The organism is Bacillus sp. FSL R5-0820, from assembly GCF_038593385.1.
In the GTDB taxonomy this organism is placed as follows: Bacteria; Bacillota; Bacilli; order Bacillales; family Bacillaceae; genus Bacillus; species Bacillus altitudinis.
This window is the reverse complement of the sequence record NZ_CP151991.1, coordinates 139158-160353: the sequence shown is the minus strand read 5'-3', so window position 1 is coordinate 160353 and position 21196 is coordinate 139158. Positions and strand designations below refer to the sequence as shown.

Below are 21196 nucleotides of genomic sequence, written 5' to 3'. Positions count from 1 at the left end.
TGTCAAAAGATCCTCTTTTGTTTTCTTCAAATGTTTCTCCTTTCCAAACCACTATAGATTCTCGCCTCCAATATAACAAAAATTTGAAACAAAGGCACAAAAAAGCAAAGGGTTGTGAATACCTTTGCTTCTTGGTGTGTTTATTTACGAAGAAGATGCAGTTTCATCCCATCATGCGTAGCTTCAAATCCCAACTTTTCGTAAAAACGGCGTGCTTCTGGCCTCTGTTTGTCTGTTGTCAGCTGAATCATATGACAACCGCGGTCACTTGCGCGTTGAATAGCCCGTTTGATCAACAATGTGCCAATTCCTCTTCCTCTATGAGTCATGGCTGTACGAACTCCTTCTATTGAAGCTCTCCATCCACCTTGATACGTTAGAAATGGAATCATTGTTAATTGGAGAACACCGACTACCTCTTCCCGATCACAAGCGACGATTAATTCATTATTGGGATCCGCTTCGATCGAATGAAAGGCATTGAGGTAGCTTTCTAATAATGGACGAGTGTAGCGTTCTCTCTTTTGGCCTAATTTGTCATCTGAAAGCATCAAAACGATGTTGTCGAGGTCTCCTTGGACGGCTTCTCTAAATGTCAATTGATTCAGATTCAATGAACACACCCCCTATAATGGAATGGAAACTTTTATTCATTCGCCAAAATACCAATTAACAGCGTTTTCATATAAAATTTTATCCGCTGCTTCCTCATCAAAAAGATGTTGAATCAATTCAATATCACCGTATTCAAATGGACGTTTCGCTCTTGTAGATGGAAGGTCTGTACCAAACATCAGTGCATCAGGATTCGTTTGATAAATTGATGTCAACGCATGTTCCACGTTTAAATCAACGCGTCCAAAACCTGTTGCTTTCACTCGAACCCCTTTTTCAACCAGCTTGAGCAAATGCGGCAAACCTTCTTCAGATAAGCCTAGATGATCAATGGAAACGGCCGGCAGCTGTTCAAGCGTTGATGAGATGTCAGGGAGATGCTTAGCGTCTATGTAAATCTCACTATGCCACCCAGCCAGCTCATACACCCTTCTCGCAAAATAATCGAGCTTCGAAATATCCTCCGAACCGCCCCGCTTCACATTAAAACGTAAAGCCTTCACCCCATGTTGATCCAAATGAACAATTTCATCATCAGTTGCCGTAAAAGGTAATTGAGTCACGCCGAAAAAAGCCGGACCCAGTTCATCTAGCGCTTTCAACAAATAGCCTTGATCAAAGCCTTGAAATGACCCTGAGACGATGGCTCCACCTAAAATCCCTAGATCAGCCGTCTCTCTCTTATAATCATCCACCACATAACTAGGCGGTGTATACCCTTGGTTTTCTCGAATGGGAAAATTAAAATCAATGATATGGAAATGTGCATCAAAGATCCTCATGCGCGCGCCCCTCTTCTGCTTATTTGACCTGATTATATCAATTAAAAAAGCCAGAGAATATTCGGGATGATGAATCACTTCATATTATGAAAACTTATTAATCCTTCTTTACAAACCATTCCTCTTGTAAGATGGCATAGTAAAACTCATCCCACCACTCATTTTCTTGTGGGATACACTGTTTAAAATATCCCTCTCTCCTCATCCCCATTTTCTCCATCACTCTCCATGACGGCACATTTTCAGGCTGACAAGTGGCAATGATTCGATGTAAATTCATTGTGTGAAAACCATAATGTAGGACAGCATACGCCGCTTCAGAAGCAAAGCCTTTGTTTTGATATGCAGAATTGAAGACCCAGCCAATTTCATATGTGTGCTCACCAAAGTAAGGATGAAACACGATATGCCCGATGCATGTATGATCTTCTTTTAATAGAACAGCAAAATTCTTGGCCGTCTTAAGACGATTATTTTTGACAAATTCCTGCGCCTCTTCTTTAGAAAAAACACCTTCTGGCATATACTTCATCACCGCTAGATCAGATGTATATGCATAGACATCCTGCCAATCATCCTCATTAAACGGTCGAATGAGACATCTTTCTGTTGTTAGATTCATAAATGCCATCCTCCTTTAACATCATTTTTTAAACAAAAACCTGACTATGATCATATTTTATATGTTTCCAGACAGAAAATAACACAAATAAAAAAGCACCAGCAGGATGCTGATGCTTTTCATATAGGGTTTGTCTGTACAAACCTTTGTAAAACGTCCATACAATATAAAATTGATTAACGTTTTGAGAACTGAGGTGCGCGACGTGCGCCTTTAAGACCGTATTTCTTACGCTCTTTCATACGAGAGTCACGAGTAAGAAGTCCAGCACGTTTAAGTGGTGTACGGTACTCAGGATCTACTTCTAGAAGAGCACGAGAGATACCGTGACGAATTGCTCCAGCTTGACCAGAGAATCCACCACCGTGAACATTTACAAGAACATCGTAGCTGTTAGCTGTTTCTGTGATGTTCAAAGGCTGTTTCACGTCTTCGATTAAAGCAGCGAATGGAATGTATTCAGTAATTTCACGATTATTAACGACGATACGGCCTTCACCTGGAACTAAGCGAACGCGCGCTACAGAACTTTTACGACGACCTGTACCGTAATATTGAACCTGTGCCAAATTGTTAACCTCCCTTATAATTAACCGCGAAGTTCGTAAACTTCAGGTTGTTGTGCTTGATGTGGATGCTCAGAACCACGGTACACATTTAATTTTTTGAACATTTGACGACCTAGTGGACCCTTTGGAAGCATACCTTTGATAGCAAGCTCCAACATTTTTTCAGGGTAGTTTGTACGCATCTCAAGAGCAGTTCTTTGTTTCAAACCACCTGGGTGCATCGTATGACGGTAGTAAATTTTGTCCGTCAATTTCTTACCAGTTAATTCGATTTTCTCAGCATTGATGATGATCACGTGATCACCTGTGTCAACGTGTGGTGTATAAGTTGGTTTGTGCTTACCGCGCAAAAGTGATGCTACTTCAGTAGAAAGACGACCTAGAGTCTTGCCTGCCGCATCAACCACTAGCCATTTGCGCTCAATTGTGCTTGCGTTCGCCATTGGTGTTGTACGCATGAGTTTCCCTCCTAAATAAATCAATGAATTTTCCTGAATCAAATGCTACGTTCTATTTCAAAACACAGATAAGTCTTCCGGGGCTTATTTGTGGGGTTGAAATACATACCATATGATATCTTATAACTTTCTGCTTCCTGTGTCAAGAACATGTTACACCTGGTTTAGTTGTCATAGAAAACTTCCCATAAATACAGTCCGTGACTGGGCGCAGTCTTGCCTGCCGCTTCGCGATTTCGGGCGGCAAGCATGGCTTTTATCTCCTCAGGGTGAAATTTACCAGAACCAATTTCAAGTAACGTGCCGGCTATAATTCGCACCATGTTGTATAAAAAGCCATTCCCTCTCACACGCATTTCAAGCCCGTCTGAGACGTTTTTCCACTCGAGGGCGTAAATCTCCCTCACCTTGTCCTGAACCTCTGTATTGGCCGCACAAAAGCTTGTGAAATCATGTGTGCCAATCAGGTGCCCAGCAGCTTCTCTCATTTTATCGACATCCAGCGGATAAGGATAGTGACAGGCATACTGTCTCGTAAACACATTTTGGTGCGTTTCCGTTGAGACCCTATAACGGTACTCCTTTGAAACGACACCAAATCTAGCATGAAATGACTCATCCACTTCCTCAGCCTTTAGAACACGAATGTCATCTGGCAGCAAGCTGTTGAGGGCAAAAGGCCATCTTTCCATCGGGATGGCAAGCGGGGTGTCAAAATGGATGACCTGCCCCTTTGCGTGAACGCCACTGTCTGTCCGGCCGGAAGCCACAATCGGAATCAGTTCGTCTTGTTTATGCATTCTAGCAAGGGCAGATTCAATCTCCGTCTGAATGGTTCGCTGTCCTGGTTGCACTTGATACCCTTTAAAATGTGTCCCATCGTATGATACGGTACATTTTACTTTCATCTAGGCATCACCTAATTTCTAAGCAGCACAAGGAGTGCTGTTAACAGGATGAATAGAAGCAGCGTGAACGTGTCTTTCATTCCCCAGACAAGCTGACGGTATTTCGTACGACCTTCTCCCCCACGGTAGCCTCTCGCTTCCATAGCGGTCGCCAATTCCTCCGCACGCTTAAACGCACTGACGAAAAGCGGGACAAGCAATGGAACAATCGCTTTTAAACGATCTTTCACGGGTCCGCTTGTAAAATCAACACCTCTTGCCATTTGTGCTTTCATGATTTTGTCTGTTTCTTCGAGTAAAGTCGGAATAAATCGAAGAGAGATAGACATCATAAGAGCAAGTTCATGAACAGGTAGCTTGATTTTACGGAAAGGATGCAGCAGCTTCTCCATACCGTCTGTCACTTCAATAGGTGTTGTGGTCAACGTCAGAAGTGTTGTCATCATGATGAGATAGACAAAACGGAGTGAAATGAAAATCCCCTGTTTTAGACCTTCTTCATAAATATTCAGAAAACCAAAGTGAAGGAGCAAAGCGCCATCCTTTGTCATGAAGATATGCAGAATAAAGGTAAACAGAACAATCCAAAGGATGGGTTTCATTCCTTTGAGAATAAAGTACAGCGGCACCTGAGACACCATCACCACAAGGATCGTAAAGACCCCTAAAAGCCCGTAAGTGATGTAGTTATTCGCAAAAAAGACAATAAAGACAAAAAAGAAAATTGATAACAGCTTTGTCCTTGGATCAAGACGATGGACAAAGGATGTACCTGGCACATATTTGCCGATAATCATACTATCCATCATGATGTCGTGTCCTCCTGATATAAAGCTGTTAAGGCTTCTGCCATTTCATCCATGGTCAGAAGCGGTCTTGGAAACGTCATCCCCAGCTTTTCTTCGACAGCCTGCTGGAATTTGATCGTTTCCGGGAGGTCCAGTCCGAAAGAAGACATGTCGGTACGATTGGCAAATAGCTCCCTCGGCGTACCTGTCGCCTTTACTGTTCCTTTGTGCATCACAATCATTTGATCCGCATAATGAGCGGCATCTTCCATACTGTGTGTCACAAGGATCGTCGTCAGGTTGGCTTTTTGATGAAGCTCATAGAACATGTCCATGATTTCTTTACGTCCGCGTGGATCTAATCCCGCAGTCGGCTCATCAAGCACAAGCACTTCTGGCTCCATCGCTAGAACACCTGCAATCGCCACACGTCTCATTTGTCCACCGCTTAATTCAAAGGGTGATCGAGATAACAAGGATTCAGGAAGGCCTACAAGCTTCAGCATCTCTTTAGCCTTGGCTTCCGCCTTTTCCTTTGGAACACCGAAATTCATCGGACCAAAACAGATATCCTTTAGAATCGTCTCCTCAAAGAGCTGATGTTCAGGAAACTGAAACACGATGCCGACCTTTTTTCGAAGGGGTTTCAGTTCCTTCTGCTTCTTATTGGCTTGTAATACCGTATCTCCAAGCGCAATGCTCCCTTTTGTTGGCTTGAGCAGTCCATTTAAGTGCTGCAGCAACGTCGACTTGCCGGAACCCGTATGACCAATGACAGCAACATAGCTGCCTTCTTTGATGGAAGCATTGACATCATACAAAGCGAGACGCTCAAACGGCGTTTTCATTTGATAACGATGCTCTAATTCTTTGATCGTAATGTCCATAGCTCTTTCACCAATCCTTCTTGTGTCAAATGGGCATTTGCAAGCGGCACACCTTGCTGCTTCAATTGCTTACTCAACCGGTAGGAAAATGGCAGATCAAGTCCAATCTGAACCAGCTGTTCATCTAGTTCAAATACTTCCTCTGGTGTTCCCTCGGCAAATTTCTTCCCGCCATTCATCACAATAACGCGGTCTGCCTTCGCAGCCTCGTCTAAATCATGTGTGATGGAAATGACCGTGACCGTTCCTTGTTCCTTCAGCAGTCTGACGGTTTCTAACACTTCTTCACGGCCAATCGGATCAAGCATTGATGTTGCTTCATCCAAGATCATGATGTCAGGGCTTGCGGCAAGTACACCAGCGATCGCTACTCTCTGCTTTTGCCCGCCTGATAGATGGTGCGGCTCTTGATCAAGAAACTCCTGCATATTGACCTGTTTGACAGCCCAATCTACACGCTCTATCATCAATTCCCGCTCAACCCCGTTATTTTCTAAACCAAAAGCCACATCATCACGAACCGTTGAGCCAACGAATTGGTTGTCTGGGTTTTGAAAGACCATGCCGACCTTTTTGCGAATATCCCAAACACTTTCTTCTTTCAGCTCAATCTCACCAACCTTGACCGTTCCTGCATCCGGTAAAATGAGCCCATTCAGTACACGGGCAAGTGTGGATTTACCTGAACCGTTGTGGCCAACAATGGCAAGCCATTCATTTTGATTCACATGCAATGACACTTGGTCTAAAGCGGGCTTGTCCGCATCTTTGTGATAACGAAATACAATGTCTTTTACGTCAATTAATGTCTTCTCCATCTCTACCGGACCTCCTCTCAGCTCAACCTCTACTTTGCCTATTGCTAAAAAGCCGTAGTATCTAAAAAAGGGCATAGATCCAGTTATGAACTGTCCCGCCCTTTCTTAGATACACGATATGTGATTAAACTAATTCAATGACAGCCATTGGTGCGCCATCGCCGCGACGAGGTCCAAGCTTCATGATACGAGTGTATCCACCTTGGCGATCTTCGTAGCGAGTTGCAACGTCAGCGAATAATTTTTGAAGTGCATCTTGGTTTGTTTCAGCGTTAGCTACTTCGTTACGAATGTAAGCTGCAGCTTGACGGCGAGCATGAAGATCTCCGCGTTTGCCAAGAGTGATCATTTTTTCAACTACAGAGCGAAGTTCTTTCGCACGTGTTTCAGTTGTTTCGATGCGTTCGTTGATGATCAAATCAGTCGTTAGGTCACGAAGCATTGCTTTACGTTGTGCACTAGTGCGTCCTAGCTTTCTGTATGCCATGTGATGTCCCCTCCTTAATTAGAGATGCTGTATGAATAAAAAACACACGAAAATCCTAGTTCACAATGAAACTAGTCAATCGTCTTTACGAAGACCCAGTCCAAGTTCTTCTAGTTTCGCTTTCACTTCTTCAAGAGATTTACGTCCAAGGTTACGAACTTTCATCATATCCTCTTCTGTCTTGTTAGCAAGCTCTTGAACAGTGTTAATACCCGCACGCTTCAAACAGTTGTAAGAACGAACAGAAAGATCAAGCTCTTCAATTGTCATTTCAAGCACTTTTTCTTTTTGGTCTTCTTCTTTTTCAACCATGATTTCTGCATGCTGAGCTTCGTCAGTTAACCCAACGAAAATATTTAGGTGTTCAGTTAAAATCTTAGAACCTAGAGCGATCGCTTCTTTCGGTCCTGTGCTTCCATCAGTCCATACATCTAGTGTTAATTTATCATAGTTTGTGATTTGCCCAACACGGGTGTTCTCCACTTGATAAGTTACACGAGATACAGGTGTATAGATTGAGTCGATCGGAATCACGCCGATAGGCTGATCGTCTCTTTTGTTTGCATCAGCAGGATTATACCCGCGACCTCTTTGTGCAGTCAAACGAACACGGAAGCTCGCATTTTTGCCAAGAGTTGCGATGTGAAGATCTGGATTTAAGATTTCAATATCGCTGTCGTGTGTAATATCAGCAGCTGTTACAGTTCCTTCATCTTGTACATCAATTTCAAGCGTCTTCTCTTCTTCAGAGTAGATTTTGAGTGCAAGCTTTTTAATGTTTAAGATAATCGTTGTAACATCTTCAACCACGCCTTCGATCGTTGAGAATTCGTGTAAGACACCATCTATCTGGATCGATGTTACAGCTGCACCAGGAAGTGAGGATAAAAGGATACGACGAAGGGAGTTCCCTAAAGTGGTACCATATCCACGCTCAAGTGGCTCTACGACAAACTTGCCATACTTGGCATCGTCGCTGATTTCAACCGTTTCGATTTTTGGTTTTTCAATTTCGATCATCTAATAAAACCCTCCTTCAAAACGTCGAAACCTCGAATAGAATCATATGAGATTCCATCCGAAATTCCTCATTGTTTAGTCCCGTATGTGCTCAGGCAACGAGTCGTGTATTCGTCTCATAAATAACTGTATCATAACCCATTATTGACAGGGACACAAAATCTATACAAACAAATTACACGCGGCGACGTTTTGGTGGACGGCATCCGTTATGAGGAACTGGAGTTACGTCTCTGATTGCAGTAACTTCAAGACCTGCAGCTTGAAGCGCACGAATTGCAGCTTCACGACCAGAACCAGGACCTTTAACAGTTACTTCAAGTGTTTTAAGACCATGTTCGATAGAACCTTTAGCAGCAGTTTCAGCAGCCATTTGTGCAGCGAAAGGAGTAGATTTACGAGAACCTCTGAATCCTAATGCACCAGCACTTGACCAAGAAATTGCGTTTCCATGAACATCAGTAATCGTTACAATCGTGTTGTTGAAAGTGGAACGGATATGAGCGATTCCAGCTTCAATATTCTTTTTCACGCGACGTTTACGCGTATTTTGTTTACGAGCAGCAGCCATTCTTTAACTACCTCCTTTACTTATTTTTTCTTGTTAGCTACAGTACGACGCGGACCTTTACGAGTGCGCGCGTTGTTTTTTGTGTTTTGTCCACGAACAGGAAGTCCTCTACGATGACGGATTCCGCGGTAGCTTCCGATTTCAATTAGACGCTTAATGTTAAGTGAAACTTCACGACGAAGGTCACCTTCTACTTTAAGTTTGTCAATGATATCACGGATTTTACCTAGTTCGTCTTCAGTTAGATCGCGAACGCGAGTGTCTTCAGAAACACCTGCTTCTTTAAGGACTTGTTGAGCCGTCGTACGACCAATTCCAAAAACATATGTTAAAGAAATGACAACACGCTTATCACGTGGAATATCTACACCAGCAATACGAGCCATGATTTGGGCACCTCCTTGTTATTAGCCTTGTTTTTGTTTATGTTTTGGGTTTTCACAGATCACCATTACTTTTCCTTTTCTGCGAATCACTTTACATTTTTCACAGATAGGTTTAACAGATGGTCTCACTTTCATGTGTTTCCAACCTCCTTCTTCCGGAGTTGCTTTATTTGTAACGGTACGTAATTCTACCACGAGTTAAGTCATATGGAGATAATTCTACCGTAACTTTGTCTCCAGGTAAAATGCGAATGAAGTGCATACGGATTTTTCCTGATACATGAGCCAAAACTGTATGACCATTCTCTAGTTCAACTTTGAACATTGCATTTGGCAAAGTTTCTGCTACAGTACCTTCCACTTCAATTACATCGTCTTTCGCCATTCAAGTGTTCTCCCTTCTTCAAATCAGTAACTTGCTCTCTGATAAATGTCCAAATGAGATGTTCTCAATTGTCCATCTATCACCCGACCTGTTTTGAATATACTGTTCTGAACTTCCGGAGATACGCAATCATAAAAGGTTAAATGATTGATATTTTTTCTTAGGAGAATGAATTTACGCTTTTCTCCGTCTGCGATTAGTACATGGCAGCCATCGAACACGCCGATGACAACTGTATACTGATCTTGTTCTTTCATTGGACTATACAGACAACCTGCCCGATTTGGGCCTGAAAGGCTTCAGTGAAGACCTAAATCTTAGTCAGTATATCAAAACCTGTATCTGTAATCGCAATCGTATGCTCAAAGTGAGCACACTTTTTCCCATCAACCGTTACAACCGTCCAGTTATCAGCCAGTGTTTTCACATATCGGCTGCCTGCGTTCACCATCGGTTCGATGGCCAACACCATTCCAGGTTTGAGCCGTGGGCCTTTGTTCGGCGGACCATAATGAGGAATTTGAGGGTCCTCATGAAGATCCTGTCCGACCCCATGTCCAACATATTCTCTAACAACTGAGAAATTCTCACCTTCAACATACGTTTGTATGGCATGGGAAATGTTTGACAGACGTTCACCTGGCTTTGCTTCCTGTAAGCCCTTATATAGAGATTCCTCTGTGACTTCCAGTAGTTTGCGGTCCTCATCACTGATTACCCCAACTGGATAAGTCCAAGCAGAGTCACCATGATAGCCATTTAACTTTGCGCCGATATCGATACTAATGATGTCTCCATCACGTAAAACCCGTTTACCAGGAATACCGTGAACGAGTTCTTCATTCACCGAAACGCAAATGCTCCCGCGAAAACCATTATACCCTTTAAAAGATGGGATTGCACCCTGCTTTGTAATAAAACGTTCGGCAATTTGATCCAATTCTTTTGTCGAAATACCTGGTTTTATGTGTTTCTTCAGCTCTTCATGAGTCAGTGCGACAATGCGTCCAGCTTCTCTCATAATCTCAAGCTCGCGAGGAGTTTTACAGATAATCATTTATTTAATCCCCCAAGCAGGTCCTTGATATCAGCGTAAACATCGTTAATGTGCTTCGCACCATCAATGTTTGCAAGATATCCTTTTTCTGAATAGAAATTCAGTAAAGGTTCAGTCTGCTTTAAGTTCACTTCAAGTCTTGTCGAAACGGTTTCTGCATTATCATCTGCACGTTGATAAAGCTCGCCTCCACACTTGTCACAAACATTTTCTTTCGCAGGTGGATTAAATACTAAATGATATGTTGCTCCGCAATCTTTGCAAATTCTTCGGCCAGTCAGACGCTCCATCAAAGCATCTTTATCGACTTTAATATTAATGACATAATCAATCGTTCTGCCAAGGTCCTTTAGAATGTCTTCTAAAGCTTCAGCCTGAGCGACAGTTCGCGGAAATCCGTCCAGAAGAAAACCTTGTTCACAATCATTCTTGCCAAGTCTTTCTCTAACAATACCGATTGTGACCTCATCAGGAACAAGCTCTCCTTTATCGATAAAGGATTTTGCTTCGAGTCCAAGTTGTGTCTCCTCTTTCATAGCAGCACGGAACATATCTCCTGTTGAGATATGAGGGATCCCATAATCATCAACAATTCGTTCTGCCTGAGTGCCTTTACCAGCACCCGGAAGCCCCATTAAGACTAAGTTCATTTCGGATTTCCCCTTCCTTACTTAGAGAGGTTGGGCAGGAGCCCAGCCCTCTGTTTTATTTCATAAATCCACGGTAGTTTCGTTTCACTAATTGGCTTTCAAGCTGCTTCATTGTTTCAAGTGCAACACCTACAACAATGAGAAGACTTGTGCCGCCAATTTGTGCAGCGGAAGGTAATCCAGCGAATTGAATGAAAAAGATAGGAAGTATTGAAATCACGGCTAAGAAAATGGCGCCCACAAACGTGAGTCGGTACAAAATGCTCGTAATTCTATCTTGAGTCATTTTCCCTGGACGAACTCCCGGGATATAGCCACCCTGCTTTTGCAGATTTTCAGCCATTTGTTCAGGGTTTACTTGGACAAAGGCATAAAAATATGTGAAAGCAACAATCAGTGCTACATAAATCGTCATACCGATTGGCTTAGTATAGTCAAAGTTGTTAGTTATCCAGGTTGTCACATTATTTGTTCCGAAGAACGATGCGATCGTCTGCGGAGTAATAATGAACGAAACGGCAAAGATGACTGGAATCACCCCTGCTGGATTCACTTTCAATGGAAGGTGCGTTGCTTGACTAGCAGACATTTGTGCACGGCCAGTTCCTTTTGAATATTGAATCGCAATCTTTCTCACTGCCATTTGAATGTAAATAACACCGATAACAATGACAAGAATAGCAATCACAATAAGGGCAATTTTTAGGATTTGCATGAACAGCTGTCCATCTCCACCTACAAATTGCTGAGCGTACACTTGCTTTAATGTTTGAGGGATACCTGCGATGATACCGGCAAAGATAATAATCGAAATACCGTTACCAACACCGTGAGCAGTAATCTGCTCTCCCAGCCACATTAAAAATGCTGTTCCCGCAGTGAGTACGACCGCAATTAAGAGATACGTTGAAACACCTGGGTTTTCAATCAGCATGCCTCCTGCCATATTGTTAAATCCATATGACATTCCTAACGCCTGGATAAATCCTAGAACAATTGTAAAATACCTTGTGAATTGTGCTAATTTTCGGCGGCCAACCTCTCCTTGCTTTGACCACTCAGTAAACTTCGGTACAACATCCATCTGCAAGAGCTGGATGATGATCGAAGCAGTGATATACGGCATAATCCCCATTGCAAGAATGGAGAATTGGAAAAGTGCCCCGCCCCCAAACGTGTTGAGGATTCCGAAAACACTCATTTGATCCTGTGCCTGGAGAACTTCGGCGTTCACATTAGGCACAGGGATGAAAGCACCTATACGAAAGACGACTAACATTAAAAGTGTAAATATAATCTTATTCCGTATATCTTTCACGCGCATAAAATTGGAGATTGTCTTAAACAAGTTAGATCACCTCGGCTGTACCGCCAGCAGCTTCAATCGCTTCTTTAGCAGAAGCAGAGAATTTATTGGCTTTTACAGTTAATTTTTTTTCTAATTTACCGTTGCCAAGAATTTTTACTCCTGCTTTTAACTTGCTTATTGCACCAGTCTCTAGAAGAAGTTCAGGAGTGACTTCCGTTCCTTCGTCAAAACTGTTTAATCTGTCTAAGTTGATTACCGCGTAATCTTTACGGTTGATGTTTGTAAAACCACGTTTTGGAAGGCGTTGGAATAAAGGCATTTGACCACCTTCGAATCCAGGGCGTACACCGCCGCCAGAACGAGCGTTTTGACCTTTATGACCTTTACCAGAAGTTTTACCGTTACCTGATCCAATACCACGACCAACACGGTTGCGTACTTTACGTGAACCTTCTGAAGGCTTCAATTCATGAAGTTTCATTTGGGCACCTCCTTATCGATTAAAAATGTTTTATTGTTCTTTAACAGAAACTAAATGAGACACCTTGTTAATCATGCCGCGGATCGCTGCATTGTCTTCATGTACGACTGTTTGGTTTGTTTTCTTTAGACCAAGAGTACGAACAGTGACACGCTGATCTTCTGGGCGACCGATTACACTGCGTTTGAGGGTAATTTCTAATTTATTTGCCATTATTGTTCCCTCCTTATCCTAACAGGTCTTCTACAGATTTTCCACGAAGCTTCGCTACATCTTCAGCACGTTTAAGTTCACTTAAACCTTGAAGTGTTGCGCGGATCATGTTGATCGGTGTATTAGAACCTAGAGATTTAGAAAGGATATCAGCTAGACCAGCAAGCTCAAGTACCGCACGCACTGGGCCTCCAGCGATAACTCCTGTACCTTCTGAAGCAGGCTTCAATAGAACGTTTCCTGCACCGAATCGACCGATGATTTCATGTGGAATTGTAGTTCCAACCATTGGTACTTCAATTAAATTCTTTTTCGCGTCTTCAACAGCTTTGCGGATCGCTTCTGGTACTTCTTGTGCTTTACCAGTACCGAATCCTACATGACCGTTTTTGTCACCGACAACAACTAAAGCTGCAAAACGGAAACGACGTCCACCTTTAACAACTTTCGCTACCCGGTTAACCGTAACTAAGCGTTCTTCTAACTCTAATTTGCTTGGGTCAATACGACTCATTCGGATGTGTCCCTCCTTCTTTTATTAAAATTTAAGTCCAGCCTCACGAGCAGCTTCAGCTAGAGCTTTTACACGTCCATGATATAAGTATCCTCCGCGGTCAAATACCACGTTAGAGATGCCTTTTTCAACAGCACGTTTTGCAACAAGTTCGCCAACTTTAGTAGCAGCTGCAGCGTCAGAACTATTCTCGATCTTTAACTCTTTATCAAGAGTAGAAGCACTTACAAGTGTTACACCGTTAACATCATCAATTACTTGAGCGTAGATGTTCTTGTTAGAACGGAAAACGTTAAGGCGAGGTCTTTCAGCAGTACCTGAAAGTTTCGCACGAACACGAGCGTGTCTTTTAAGACGAGTAGCGTTTTTGCTAGTTTTCGTAATCATCCGAGTCACTCCTTTCTTCACATTAAGCGATCTTACTTACCAGTTTTTCCTTCTTTACGGCGAACGAATTCACCTTCGTAACGAATTCCTTTACCTTTGTAAGGCTCTGGAGCACGGACAGCGCGGATGTTAGAAGCTAGAGCTCCTACACGCTCTTTATCGATACCTTTAACGATTACTTTCGTTTGAGATGGAACTTCTACTTCAACTCCAGCCTCAGGAACGATTTCAACTGGGTGAGAGTATCCAACGTTAAGAACAAGTTTGTTTCCAGATTTAGCTGCACGGTAACCGACACCGATTAGTTCTAAACCTCTTTCGAAACCTTTAGATACACCTTCAACCATGTTTGCAATTAAGCTACGTGTTGTACCATGTAATGCACGGTGTTCTTTATTTTCAGACGGACGGCTTACAGTTAAGACGTTGTCCTCAATTTTAATTTCCATATCAGGGTGAAATGCACGAGTTAGTTCACCTTTTGGTCCCTTTACTGTCACTGTGTTATCGTTGTTTGTCACAGTTACTCCTGAAGGGATCTCGATTAGCTTTTTACCTATACGAGACATACCAAGCACCTCCATTCATCTTAAACTTTTTTTACCATACGTAAGCAAGTACTTCTCCACCAGCTTGTTTAGCACGGGCTTCTTTGTCCGATAAAACACCTTGTGATGTAGAAATAATTGCGATTCCAAGTCCGTTAAGTACACGTGGTACTTCATTTGATTTCGCATATACGCGTAAACCAGGTTTACTGATTCTTTTAAGACCAGTGATAACACGTTCGTTGTTTTGGCCGTATTTAAGGAACAAACGGATAATTCCTTGTTTGCTGTCTTCGACGTACTCAACGTCACGGATAAAACCTTCACGCTTTAAGATTTCAGCAATTTCTCTTTTGATTTTTGAAGCCGGTACTTCTAGCTTCTCATGACGTACCATGTTCGCATTGCGAATACGAGTCAGCAAATCTGCAATCGGATCTGTCATAACCATTATTTAATAACCTCCTTCCCATTTATGGGGATTACCAGCTGGCTTTTTTAACGCCAGGAATTTGTCCTTTATATGCAAGTTCGCGGAAACAAATACGGCAAAGTTTAAACTTGCGAATTACTGAATGTGGACGTCCACAACGTTCGCAGCGCGTATACTCTTGAACTTTAAACTTTTGTTTGCGTTGTTGTTTCGCAATCATAGACTTTTTAGCCACGATTTCGCCTCCCTTTCATTGATTATTTCTGGAACGGCATACCTACTTGAGTTAATAACTCACGTGCTTCTTCATCCGTGTTGGCAGTCGTAACGATAACGATATCCATACCGCGGACTTTTGTTACTTTATCGTAATCAATTTCTGGGAAGATTAACTGTTCTTTAATACCAAGCGTGTAGTTTCCACGACCGTCGAAAGATTTCTTAGAAATCCCGCGGAAGTCACGTACACGTGGTAAAGATACAGAAATAAGTTTATCAAGGAAATCGTACATGCGCTCTCCGCGAAGTGTTACTTTCGCACCGATTGGCATTCCTTCACGTAGACGGAATCCAGCAATAGACTTCTTCGCACGAGTAACGACAGGTTTTTGACCAGCGATAAACGTTAATTCTTCAACAGCAGTATCGATTGCTTTAGCGTTTTGAACGGCGTCACCAACACCCATGTTGATCACGATTTTTTCGATTTTTGGCACTTGCATTACTGATTTGTATTCAAACTTAGAAACTAATGCAGGTGTAATTTCTTTTACATACTTTTCTTTAAGGCGGTTCATGAGAAAGACCTCCCTTCCTTATTTACTATTTATCTAGAACTTGCCCAGATTTTTTCGCTACACGGACTTTCTTTCCGTCCTCAACTTTATATCCAATACGTGTCACTTCACCCGTTTTAGGATCAAGCGGCATTACGTTTGATACGTGGATCGGCGCTTCTTGTTCAGAAATTCCGCCTTGAGGGTTAGCTTGGGTTGGTTTAGAGTGTTTTTTCACAAGGTTAATACCTTCTACTAAAACACGGTCCTTTTTAGGGAAAGCAGCAAGGATGACACCTTGTTTACCTTTATCTTTACCAGAGATAACCACTACTTTATCGCCCTTTTTAACATGCATTTAATCGCACCTCCTTGAGTCGCGGATTGTATTCATTAAAGTACTTCTGGTGCTAAAGAAACAATTTTCATATAGTTATTTTCACGAAGTTCACGTGCTACTGGTCCGAAGATACGAGTTCCACGTGGGCTCTTGTCGTCACGGATGATGACACATGCATTTTCATCAAAACTGATGTAAGATCCATCGTTTCTGCGAGCTCCGCTCTTAGTACGAACGATAACTGCTTTCACAACTTCACCTTTTTTGACAACGCCTCCTGGTGTTGCTTGTTTAACCGTACAAACAATGACATCACCGATGTTAGCCGTTTTACGTCCAGAGCCACCAAGAACTTTAATCGTTAGTACTTCGCGTGCGCCAGAGTTGTCAGCTACTTTTAAACGAGTCTCCTGTTGAATCATTAATGTTACCTCCCTTCGGAAAAAGAAATCCGAACTTTATTAGATAATAACAGCTTCTTCGACAACTTCAACTAGACGAAAGCGTTTAGTCGCAGATAATGGACGAGTTTCCATGACCTTTACGATGTCTCCGATTTTTGCTTGGTTGTTTTCATCATGTGCTTTGAACTTTTTAGAGTATCTTACACGTTTGCCATAAAGTGAATGCTTTTTGTATGTTTCAACTACAACAGTGATGGTTTTATCCATTTTGTCAGAAACAACACGACCTTGATACACTTTACGTTGGTTACGTTCGCTCATGTTTGCGGGGCCTCCCCTCTAATTATTATTTATTAGCAGCGATTTCTCTTTGACGAATCACAGTTTTCATGCGTGCGATTGATTTACGCACTTCACGAATGCGAGCAGTGTTTTCAAGCTGCCCAGTCGCTAATTGGAAACGAAGATTGAAAAGTTCTTCTTTAAGAGACTTTACTTTTTGTTCAATTTCAGCAGTGGTAAGGTCACGAATTTCATTAGCTTTCATTTGATTCACCACCAATTTCTTCACGTTTTACGAACTTCGTTTTAATTGGCAATTTGTGAGATGCAAGACGAAGAGCTTCACGAGCAACTTCTTCAGACACACCAGAAATTTCAAATAAAACTTTGCCCGGTTTTACTACAGCTACCCAGCCTTCTGGAGCACCTTTACCGGAACCCATGCGGACCTCTAGAGGTTTAGCTGTGTATGGCTTAGAAGGGAAAATTTTGATCCAAACTTTACCGCCACGTTTCATGTAACGAGTCATAGCAATACGAGCAGCTTCGATTTGACGGTTAGTGATCCAAGAAGCTTCAAGAGCTTGGATACCGAACTCACCGAAATGTACTTCAGTACCGCCTTTTGCACGACCACGCATTTTTCCACGATGTTCTCTGCGATACTTCACGCGTTTTGGCAATAACATATTATTTTCCTCCTTCCGCAGTATTCTTCTTAGTTGGAAGGACTTCTCCACGATAGATCCATACTTTTACGCCAAGCTTACCATAAGTAGTATCAGCTTCAGCAGTAGCATAATCGATGTCAGCACGAAGTGTGTGCAATGGAACAGTACCTTCACTGTAATATTCAGAACGAGCAATATCTGCACCGCCAAGACGACCAGAAACCATTGTTTTGATTCCTTGTGCTCCAGCACGCATTGTGCGTTGGATTGTTTGTTTTTGTGCACGACGGAATGAAATACGATTTTCAAGTTGACGAGCGATGTTTTCAGCAACTAGCTGAGCATCAAGATCTGCTCTCTTGATTTCAAGAATGTTGATGTGTACACGTTTGCCAGTTAGGCTGTTAAGAGCTTTACGAAGTGCTTCAACTTCAGATCCGCCTTTACCAATTACCATACCTGGTTTAGCCGTGTGGATTGTGATATTTACGCGGTTTGCAGCACGTTCGATTTCTACTTTAGAAACAGACGCGTCAGACAAACGCTTGCTGATGAATTCACGGATTTTCAAGTCTTCATGTAAGAAATCAGCGTAATCTTTTCCTGCGAACCATTTAGATTCCCAATCACGAATGACGCCAATACGAAGACCTACTGGATTTACCTTTTGACCCACGGATTATCCCTCCTTCTTTTCTGATACAACGATTGTAATGTGGCTAGTACGTTTGTTAATTGCGCTCGCACGACCCATAGCACGTGGACGGAATCTCTTAAGTGTTGGACCTTCGTCAACGAATGCTTGAGTAATCACTAGGCTGTTAGCGTCCAACTCGTAGTTGTGCTCAGCATTTGCGATAGCAGATTTTAATACTTTTTCAATAATTGGTGAAGCAGCCTTAGGTGTAAGGTTTAAGATAGAAACTGCTTCTCCTACTTGCTTACCTCGGATCAGGTCCATTACTAGACGTGCTTTACGAGGAGCAATACGGACTGTTCTTGCGACAGCTTTAGCTTGCATTTAAAAGCCTCCTCTCATTAGCGTCTTGTTTTTTTATCGTCACTAGCATGACCTTTGTAAGTACGGCTTGGTGCGAATTCGCCCAATTTGTGACCTACCATATCTTCAGAAATGAAAACAGGTACATGTTTGCGTCCGTCATAGACAGCGATTGTGTGACCGATGAATTGTGGGAAAATTGTAGAACGACGAGACCAAGTTTTTACGACTTGCTTTTTGTCAGTTTCATTCAATTTCTCGACTTTAGCCATCAAATGATCATCAACAAATGGTCCTTTTTTTAAGCTGCGAGCCATTGTGGAACCTCCCTTCGTGATTGAACTACGGTCCTAAATGAACCGTAGACAACCCCGTTACTTGTTTTTACGACGACGTACAATGAATTTATCAGACTTGTTGGTTTTCTTACGAGTCTTGAATCCAAGAGTCGGTTTACCCCATGGAGACATTGGTGATTTACGTCCGATTGGAGCGCGTCCTTCACCACCGCCGTGTGGGTGATCGTTAGGGTTCATTACAGAACCACGAACTGTTGGGCGTACGCCTTTCCAGCGAGAACGTCCAGCTTTACCGATGTTGATTAGTTCGTGTTGTTCGTTTCCAACTTGACCGATAGTCGCACGGCAAGCAGAAAGGATCATGCGTACTTCACCAGAGTTCAAACGTACAAGAACGTATTTACCTTCTTTACCTAGAACTTGAGCAGAAGTACCAGCAGAACGAACTAATTGTCCACCTTTACCTGGTTTTAATTCAATGTTATGCACAACTGTACCAACTGGGATGTTGATAAGTGGAAGAGCATTACCTGGTTTGATGTCAGCTTCTGGTCCAGAAGTAACTTCAGTACCAACTTGGATTCCTTTCGGAGCAAGAATGTAACGTTTCTCACCATCTGCATAGTTTACAAGAGCGATGTTCGCTGAACGGTTTGGATCATACTCGATTGTAGCAACGCGTCCAGGTATACCGTCTTTATCACGCTTAAAGTCGATGATACGGTATTGACGTTTGTGACCGCCACCTTGATGACGAACAGTCAATCTACCTTGGTTGTTACGTCCGCCTTTTCTGTGAAGCGGTGCAAGCAACGATTTTTCTGGTTTGTCAGTCGTGATTTCAGCAAAATCTGAAGTAGTCATGCCACGACGACCATTACTGGTTGGTTTATACTTTTTAATCGCCATTTTGAATTTCCCTCCTTCTTTTTAAGATTTACGCTTCAAAAATTTCGATTTCTTTGCTGTCAGCAGTTAATTTCACGATCGCTTTTCTGCGACGGCTAGTCATACCAGTGTAGCGTCCAACGCGTTTTGATTTACCTTTGTAGTTTTGAACGTTGACTTTCTCAACTTTCACTCCAAAGATTTCTTCAACAGCGTCTTTCACTTCTGTCTTGTTAGCTCTGACATCAACTTCGAACGTATACTTCTTCTCTGTCATTAGATCAGCAGAACGTTCAGTAATAATAGGGCGCTTTAGAACATCACGAGGATCTTTCATTATGCAAGTCCCTCCTCTACTTTTTCAACCGCTGCTTTAGTGATCAGAAGTTTGTCGTGGTTGACAACGTCAAGAACGTTGATACCGTTAGCTTCAACAACTGTTACTCCAGGGATGTTACGAGCAGATAAAGCAACTGTTTCGTTTGCATCCGCAGTGACGATCAACGCTTTCTTCTCAACAGATAACCCTTTAAGGATGCCTGCGAATTCTTTCGTTTTCACTGCATCAAGAGTAAGATCTTCAAGAACGATGATGTTGTTGTCGATTACTTTAGAAGACAATACTGACTTGATAGCCAAGCGGCGAACTTTTTTAGGTAATTTATAAGAATAGCTGCGTGGTGTTGGACCGAATACGATACCGCCTCCGCGCCATTGTGGTGAACGGATAGAACCTTGACGAGCACGACCTGTACCCTTCTGTCTCCAAGGTTTACGACCTCCGCCACGTACTTCAGAACGAGTTTTTACTTTGTGAGTTCCTTGACGTAAGGAAGCTCTTTGCATAAGAATAGCATCGAATACTACGCTTTCGTTTGGCTCAATTCCAAACACAGAAGCGTTTAATTCGATTTCACCGTTAGTAGAACCGTTTTGGTTAAATAATGCTACTTTTGGCATGACTTGTTTCCTCCTTTCCTAAGAGAGTTATTTAGTTTTAACTGCACTCTTTACAGTTACTAGAGATTTTTTAGCTCCTGGTACGTTACCTTTGATCAAAAGAAGATTGCGTTCTGCATCAACTTTAACGATCTCAAGATTTTGGACAGTGATTTGCTCTCCGCCCATACGTCCTGGAAGAAGTTTACCTTTGAATACTCGGTTTGGATCAACAGGTCCCATTGAACCAGGACGACGGTGGTAACGTGAACCGTGAGTCATTGGTCCGCGTGATTGTCCGTGGCGTTTGATAGCCCCTTGGAATCCTTTACCTTTTGATGTTCCTGTTACATCTACGATATCTCCATTTGCGAAAATATCAACTTTGACTTCCTGACCAACTTCATACGCATCTAACTCCACACCGCGTAATTCTTTTACGAAGCGCTTAGGAGCAGTTTCCGCTTTAGCAACGTGGCCTTTCTCTGGTTTGTTAGAAAGCTTCTCACGTTTGTCGTCAAAACCGATTTGGATTGCTTCATAGCCATCCGTGTCAGTAGTCTTCTTCTGAAGAACAACGTTAGCAGCAGCCTCAACAACAGTTACAGGGATAAGATCACCGTTTTCTGCGAATACTTGCGTCATACCAATTTTTCTACCTAAGATTCCTTTGGTCATTCGTCACACCTCCTATAATATGTGTTTTCTA

38 protein-coding genes and 1 pseudogene are annotated in these 21196 nt (G+C 42.5%); all 39 read right to left on the bottom strand.

Going from position 1 to position 21196, the window contains the following annotated elements; translation table 11 throughout:
* Positions 1-140 precede the first annotated feature (140 nt).
* A complete protein-coding gene (locus NST15_RS00925) occupies positions 141-614 on the bottom strand; it encodes a GNAT family N-acetyltransferase (RefSeq protein WP_083495532.1) in 474 nt (157 codons plus the stop codon).
* A 36-nt stretch (positions 615-650) separates the two neighbouring features.
* Complete coding sequence (locus NST15_RS00920; RefSeq protein WP_058214434.1) at positions 651-1397, bottom strand: amidohydrolase family protein; 747 nt, start codon at positions 1395-1397, stop codon at positions 651-653.
* A gap of 97 nt (positions 1398-1494) precedes the next feature.
* Positions 1495-2019, bottom strand: coding sequence for a GNAT family protein (locus NST15_RS00915; RefSeq protein ID WP_058214435.1), 525 nt, complete (start codon positions 2017-2019; stop codon positions 1495-1497).
* 176 nt (positions 2020-2195) lie between these two features.
* Positions 2196-2588, bottom strand: a complete 393-nt coding sequence (gene rpsI / locus NST15_RS00910) for a 30S ribosomal protein S9 (protein WP_007496354.1) — start codon at positions 2586-2588, stop codon at positions 2196-2198.
* A 20-nt stretch (positions 2589-2608) separates the two neighbouring features.
* Positions 2609-3046 carry a 50S ribosomal protein L13 gene (rplM, locus tag NST15_RS00905; RefSeq protein ID WP_003217042.1) on the bottom strand — a complete coding sequence of 146 codons (438 nt, stop codon included), beginning with the start codon at positions 3044-3046 and terminating at the stop codon, positions 2609-2611.
* A 164-nt stretch (positions 3047-3210) separates the two neighbouring features.
* The gene (gene truA / locus NST15_RS00900; RefSeq protein WP_035389137.1) at positions 3211-3954 is read right to left on the bottom strand and encodes a tRNA pseudouridine(38-40) synthase TruA; all 744 of its coding nucleotides are present in this window, start codon (positions 3952-3954) and stop codon (positions 3211-3213) included.
* Positions 3955-3965: 11 nt separating this feature from the next.
* Positions 3966-4763, bottom strand: a complete 798-nt coding sequence (locus NST15_RS00895; RefSeq protein ID WP_007496348.1) for an energy-coupling factor transporter transmembrane protein EcfT — start codon at positions 4761-4763, stop codon at positions 3966-3968.
* Entirely contained in the window at positions 4760-5629 is an 870-nt protein-coding gene (locus NST15_RS00890; protein ID WP_342498756.1) for an energy-coupling factor ABC transporter ATP-binding protein, read from the bottom strand. Before NST15_RS00890 ends, NST15_RS00895 begins: the two co-directional genes overlap by 4 nt.
* A complete protein-coding gene (locus NST15_RS00885; RefSeq protein ID WP_008345218.1) occupies positions 5605-6447 on the bottom strand; it encodes an energy-coupling factor ABC transporter ATP-binding protein in 843 nt (280 codons plus the stop codon). Before NST15_RS00885 ends, NST15_RS00890 begins: the two co-directional genes overlap by 25 nt.
* A gap of 124 nt (positions 6448-6571) precedes the next feature.
* Entirely contained in the window at positions 6572-6934 is a 363-nt protein-coding gene (gene rplQ, locus NST15_RS00880; protein WP_003216944.1) for a 50S ribosomal protein L17, read from the bottom strand.
* 75 nt (positions 6935-7009) lie between these two features.
* Positions 7010-7954 (bottom strand): DNA-directed RNA polymerase subunit alpha, encoded by a 945-nt coding sequence (locus tag NST15_RS00875; RefSeq protein WP_003217009.1) that lies wholly within the window; start codon positions 7952-7954, stop codon positions 7010-7012.
* Between the two features lie 175 nt (positions 7955-8129).
* A complete protein-coding gene (gene rpsK, locus NST15_RS00870; RefSeq protein WP_003217231.1) occupies positions 8130-8525 on the bottom strand; it encodes a 30S ribosomal protein S11 in 396 nt (131 codons plus the stop codon).
* A gap of 20 nt (positions 8526-8545) precedes the next feature.
* Positions 8546-8911 (bottom strand): 30S ribosomal protein S13, encoded by a 366-nt coding sequence (rpsM, locus tag NST15_RS00865; RefSeq protein WP_003217023.1) that lies wholly within the window; start codon positions 8909-8911, stop codon positions 8546-8548.
* Positions 8912-8932: 21 nt separating this feature from the next.
* On the bottom strand, positions 8933-9046 hold the full coding sequence (rpmJ, locus tag NST15_RS00860) for a 50S ribosomal protein L36 (protein WP_003156543.1): 114 nt from the start codon (positions 9044-9046) through the stop codon (positions 8933-8935).
* A gap of 31 nt (positions 9047-9077) precedes the next feature.
* Complete coding sequence (gene infA / locus NST15_RS00855; protein WP_003217190.1) at positions 9078-9296, bottom strand: translation initiation factor IF-1; 219 nt, start codon at positions 9294-9296, stop codon at positions 9078-9080.
* A pseudogene (locus NST15_RS00850) lies at positions 9274-9579 on the bottom strand (RNA-binding protein). Before NST15_RS00850 ends, infA begins: the two are co-directional and overlap by 23 nt.
* Before the next feature lie 27 nt (positions 9580-9606).
* Entirely contained in the window at positions 9607-10353 is a 747-nt protein-coding gene (map, locus tag NST15_RS00845; RefSeq protein ID WP_007496338.1) for a type I methionyl aminopeptidase, read from the bottom strand.
* Entirely contained in the window at positions 10350-11003 is a 654-nt protein-coding gene (locus NST15_RS00840) for an adenylate kinase (protein WP_007496336.1), read from the bottom strand. Before NST15_RS00840 ends, map begins: the two co-directional genes overlap by 4 nt.
* Positions 11004-11058: 55 nt before the next feature.
* Complete coding sequence (gene secY / locus NST15_RS00835; RefSeq protein WP_007496334.1) at positions 11059-12351, bottom strand: preprotein translocase subunit SecY; 1293 nt, start codon at positions 12349-12351, stop codon at positions 11059-11061.
* A 1-nt stretch (position 12352) separates the two neighbouring features.
* On the bottom strand, positions 12353-12793 hold the full coding sequence (rplO, locus tag NST15_RS00830) for a 50S ribosomal protein L15 (protein WP_003216888.1): 441 nt from the start codon (positions 12791-12793) through the stop codon (positions 12353-12355).
* A 30-nt stretch (positions 12794-12823) separates the two neighbouring features.
* Entirely contained in the window at positions 12824-13006 is a 183-nt protein-coding gene (gene rpmD, locus NST15_RS00825) for a 50S ribosomal protein L30 (protein ID WP_003217067.1), read from the bottom strand.
* A gap of 13 nt (positions 13007-13019) precedes the next feature.
* Entirely contained in the window at positions 13020-13520 is a 501-nt protein-coding gene (rpsE, locus tag NST15_RS00820; protein WP_007496332.1) for a 30S ribosomal protein S5, read from the bottom strand.
* A 24-nt stretch (positions 13521-13544) separates the two neighbouring features.
* The gene (gene rplR, locus NST15_RS00815; protein ID WP_003216951.1) at positions 13545-13907 is read right to left on the bottom strand and encodes a 50S ribosomal protein L18; all 363 of its coding nucleotides are present in this window, start codon (positions 13905-13907) and stop codon (positions 13545-13547) included.
* A 32-nt stretch (positions 13908-13939) separates the two neighbouring features.
* Complete coding sequence (gene rplF / locus NST15_RS00810; RefSeq protein WP_008345395.1) at positions 13940-14476, bottom strand: 50S ribosomal protein L6; 537 nt, start codon at positions 14474-14476, stop codon at positions 13940-13942.
* Positions 14477-14507: 31 nt separating this feature from the next.
* The gene (rpsH, locus tag NST15_RS00805; RefSeq protein ID WP_007496327.1) at positions 14508-14906 is read right to left on the bottom strand and encodes a 30S ribosomal protein S8; all 399 of its coding nucleotides are present in this window, start codon (positions 14904-14906) and stop codon (positions 14508-14510) included.
* A gap of 31 nt (positions 14907-14937) precedes the next feature.
* Positions 14938-15123, bottom strand: a complete 186-nt coding sequence (rpsN, locus tag NST15_RS00800) for a 30S ribosomal protein S14 (RefSeq protein ID WP_008356542.1) — start codon at positions 15121-15123, stop codon at positions 14938-14940.
* 22 nt (positions 15124-15145) lie between these two features.
* Positions 15146-15685: a 50S ribosomal protein L5 gene (gene rplE, locus NST15_RS00795; protein ID WP_003217159.1), complete on the bottom strand. Its 540-nt coding sequence runs from the start codon at positions 15683-15685 to the stop codon at positions 15146-15148.
* A 25-nt stretch (positions 15686-15710) separates the two neighbouring features.
* Entirely contained in the window at positions 15711-16022 is a 312-nt protein-coding gene (gene rplX / locus NST15_RS00790; RefSeq protein WP_007496325.1) for a 50S ribosomal protein L24, read from the bottom strand.
* 35 nt (positions 16023-16057) lie between these two features.
* Positions 16058-16426, bottom strand: coding sequence for a 50S ribosomal protein L14 (rplN, locus tag NST15_RS00785; protein ID WP_003216882.1), 369 nt, complete (start codon positions 16424-16426; stop codon positions 16058-16060).
* A 39-nt stretch (positions 16427-16465) separates the two neighbouring features.
* Positions 16466-16729, bottom strand: a complete 264-nt coding sequence (rpsQ, locus tag NST15_RS00780; protein ID WP_003216906.1) for a 30S ribosomal protein S17 — start codon at positions 16727-16729, stop codon at positions 16466-16468.
* A 25-nt stretch (positions 16730-16754) separates the two neighbouring features.
* Positions 16755-16955: a 50S ribosomal protein L29 gene (gene rpmC, locus NST15_RS00775; RefSeq protein WP_003217155.1), complete on the bottom strand. Its 201-nt coding sequence runs from the start codon at positions 16953-16955 to the stop codon at positions 16755-16757.
* Positions 16945-17379 carry a 50S ribosomal protein L16 gene (rplP, locus tag NST15_RS00770; protein ID WP_003225801.1) on the bottom strand — a complete coding sequence of 145 codons (435 nt, stop codon included), beginning with the start codon at positions 17377-17379 and terminating at the stop codon, positions 16945-16947. The genes rpmC and rplP overlap by 11 nt, the downstream gene beginning before the upstream one ends.
* A gap of 1 nt (position 17380) precedes the next feature.
* On the bottom strand, positions 17381-18037 hold the full coding sequence (gene rpsC / locus NST15_RS00765; RefSeq protein WP_003217241.1) for a 30S ribosomal protein S3: 657 nt from the start codon (positions 18035-18037) through the stop codon (positions 17381-17383).
* 3 nt (positions 18038-18040) lie between these two features.
* Positions 18041-18382 carry a 50S ribosomal protein L22 gene (gene rplV, locus NST15_RS00760; RefSeq protein WP_007496316.1) on the bottom strand — a complete coding sequence of 114 codons (342 nt, stop codon included), beginning with the start codon at positions 18380-18382 and terminating at the stop codon, positions 18041-18043.
* Between the two features lie 17 nt (positions 18383-18399).
* Positions 18400-18678: a 30S ribosomal protein S19 gene (gene rpsS, locus NST15_RS00755; protein ID WP_003216920.1), complete on the bottom strand. Its 279-nt coding sequence runs from the start codon at positions 18676-18678 to the stop codon at positions 18400-18402.
* Positions 18679-18735: 57 nt separating this feature from the next.
* Complete coding sequence (gene rplB / locus NST15_RS00750) at positions 18736-19569, bottom strand: 50S ribosomal protein L2 (RefSeq protein WP_007496314.1); 834 nt, start codon at positions 19567-19569, stop codon at positions 18736-18738.
* A 28-nt stretch (positions 19570-19597) separates the two neighbouring features.
* Positions 19598-19885, bottom strand: a complete 288-nt coding sequence (gene rplW, locus NST15_RS00745; RefSeq protein ID WP_003217016.1) for a 50S ribosomal protein L23 — start codon at positions 19883-19885, stop codon at positions 19598-19600.
* Positions 19885-20508, bottom strand: a complete 624-nt coding sequence (gene rplD / locus NST15_RS00740; RefSeq protein ID WP_007496312.1) for a 50S ribosomal protein L4 — start codon at positions 20506-20508, stop codon at positions 19885-19887. The genes rplW and rplD overlap by 1 nt, the downstream gene beginning before the upstream one ends.
* Before the next feature lie 27 nt (positions 20509-20535).
* A complete protein-coding gene (gene rplC / locus NST15_RS00735) occupies positions 20536-21165 on the bottom strand; it encodes a 50S ribosomal protein L3 (RefSeq protein ID WP_007496311.1) in 630 nt (209 codons plus the stop codon).
* Positions 21166-21196 lie beyond the last annotated feature (31 nt).

What these genes read in the sequence shown, in the direction of transcription:
- infA (WP_003217190.1), bottom strand. Translation starts at nt 9,296, where the DNA reads ATGGCGAAAGACGATGTAATTGAAGTGGAAGGTACTGTAGCAGAAACT.
- NST15_RS00920 (WP_058214434.1), bottom strand. Translation starts at nt 1,397, where the DNA reads ATGAGGATCTTTGATGCACATTTCCATATCATTGATTTTAATTTTCCC.
- rplO (WP_003216888.1), bottom strand. Translation starts at nt 12,793, where the DNA reads ATGAAACTTCATGAATTGAAGCCTTCAGAAGGTTCACGTAAAGTACGC.
- rpmJ (WP_003156543.1), bottom strand. Translation starts at nt 9,046, where the DNA reads ATGAAAGTGAGACCATCTGTTAAACCTATCTGTGAAAAATGTAAAGTG.
- rplQ (WP_003216944.1), bottom strand. Translation starts at nt 6,934, where the DNA reads ATGGCATACAGAAAGCTAGGACGCACTAGTGCACAACGTAAAGCAATG.
- rplR (WP_003216951.1), bottom strand. Translation starts at nt 13,907, where the DNA reads ATGATTACGAAAACTAGCAAAAACGCTACTCGTCTTAAAAGACACGCT.
- rpsE (WP_007496332.1), bottom strand. Translation starts at nt 13,520, where the DNA reads ATGAGTCGTATTGACCCAAGCAAATTAGAGTTAGAAGAACGCTTAGTT.
- NST15_RS00915 (WP_058214435.1), bottom strand. Translation starts at nt 2,019, where the DNA reads ATGAATCTAACAACAGAAAGATGTCTCATTCGACCGTTTAATGAGGAT.
- rplP (WP_003225801.1), bottom strand. Translation starts at nt 17,379, where the DNA reads ATGTTATTGCCAAAACGCGTGAAGTATCGCAGAGAACATCGTGGAAAA.
- rpmD (WP_003217067.1), bottom strand. Translation starts at nt 13,006, where the DNA reads ATGGCAAATAAATTAGAAATTACCCTCAAACGCAGTGTAATCGGTCGC.
- NST15_RS00885 (WP_008345218.1), bottom strand. Translation starts at nt 6,447, where the DNA reads ATGGAGAAGACATTAATTGACGTAAAAGACATTGTATTTCGTTATCAC.
- rplD (WP_007496312.1), bottom strand. Translation starts at nt 20,508, where the DNA reads ATGCCAAAAGTAGCATTATTTAACCAAAACGGTTCTACTAACGGTGAA.
- rplE (WP_003217159.1), bottom strand. Translation starts at nt 15,685, where the DNA reads ATGAACCGCCTTAAAGAAAAGTATGTAAAAGAAATTACACCTGCATTA.
- rplB (WP_007496314.1), bottom strand. Translation starts at nt 19,569, where the DNA reads ATGGCGATTAAAAAGTATAAACCAACCAGTAATGGTCGTCGTGGCATG.
- rpmC (WP_003217155.1), bottom strand. Translation starts at nt 16,955, where the DNA reads ATGAAAGCTAATGAAATTCGTGACCTTACCACTGCTGAAATTGAACAA.
- rpsS (WP_003216920.1), bottom strand. Translation starts at nt 18,678, where the DNA reads ATGGCTCGCAGCTTAAAAAAAGGACCATTTGTTGATGATCATTTGATG.
- rpsQ (WP_003216906.1), bottom strand. Translation starts at nt 16,729, where the DNA reads ATGAGCGAACGTAACCAACGTAAAGTGTATCAAGGTCGTGTTGTTTCT.
- NST15_RS00895 (WP_007496348.1), bottom strand. Translation starts at nt 4,763, where the DNA reads ATGATGGATAGTATGATTATCGGCAAATATGTGCCAGGTACATCCTTT.
- NST15_RS00875 (WP_003217009.1), bottom strand. Translation starts at nt 7,954, where the DNA reads ATGATCGAAATTGAAAAACCAAAAATCGAAACGGTTGAAATCAGCGAC.
- rplF (WP_008345395.1), bottom strand. Translation starts at nt 14,476, where the DNA reads ATGTCTCGTATAGGTAAAAAGCTAATCGAGATCCCTTCAGGAGTAACT.
- rplC (WP_007496311.1), bottom strand. Translation starts at nt 21,165, where the DNA reads ATGACCAAAGGAATCTTAGGTAGAAAAATTGGTATGACGCAAGTATTC.
- rplW (WP_003217016.1), bottom strand. Translation starts at nt 19,885, where the DNA reads ATGAAAGATCCTCGTGATGTTCTAAAGCGCCCTATTATTACTGAACGT.
- NST15_RS00840 (WP_007496336.1), bottom strand. Translation starts at nt 11,003, where the DNA reads ATGAACTTAGTCTTAATGGGGCTTCCGGGTGCTGGTAAAGGCACTCAG.
- rplX (WP_007496325.1), bottom strand. Translation starts at nt 16,022, where the DNA reads ATGCATGTTAAAAAGGGCGATAAAGTAGTGGTTATCTCTGGTAAAGAT.
- rpsM (WP_003217023.1), bottom strand. Translation starts at nt 8,911, where the DNA reads ATGGCTCGTATTGCTGGTGTAGATATTCCACGTGATAAGCGTGTTGTC.
- NST15_RS00890 (WP_342498756.1), bottom strand. Translation starts at nt 5,629, where the DNA reads ATGGACATTACGATCAAAGAATTAGAGCATCGTTATCAAATGAAAACG.
- map (WP_007496338.1), bottom strand. Translation starts at nt 10,353, where the DNA reads ATGATTATCTGTAAAACTCCTCGCGAGCTTGAGATTATGAGAGAAGCT.
- rplN (WP_003216882.1), bottom strand. Translation starts at nt 16,426, where the DNA reads ATGATTCAACAGGAGACTCGTTTAAAAGTAGCTGACAACTCTGGCGCA.
- rplV (WP_007496316.1), bottom strand. Translation starts at nt 18,382, where the DNA reads ATGCAAGCTAAAGCTGTCGCAAGAACAGTCCGTATTGCTCCTCGTAAA.
- rplM (WP_003217042.1), bottom strand. Translation starts at nt 3,046, where the DNA reads ATGCGTACAACACCAATGGCGAACGCAAGCACAATTGAGCGCAAATGG.
- truA (WP_035389137.1), bottom strand. Translation starts at nt 3,954, where the DNA reads ATGAAAGTAAAATGTACCGTATCATACGATGGGACACATTTTAAAGGG.
- rpsK (WP_003217231.1), bottom strand. Translation starts at nt 8,525, where the DNA reads ATGGCTGCTGCTCGTAAACAAAATACGCGTAAACGTCGCGTGAAAAAG.
- rpsH (WP_007496327.1), bottom strand. Translation starts at nt 14,906, where the DNA reads ATGGTTATGACAGATCCGATTGCAGATTTGCTGACTCGTATTCGCAAT.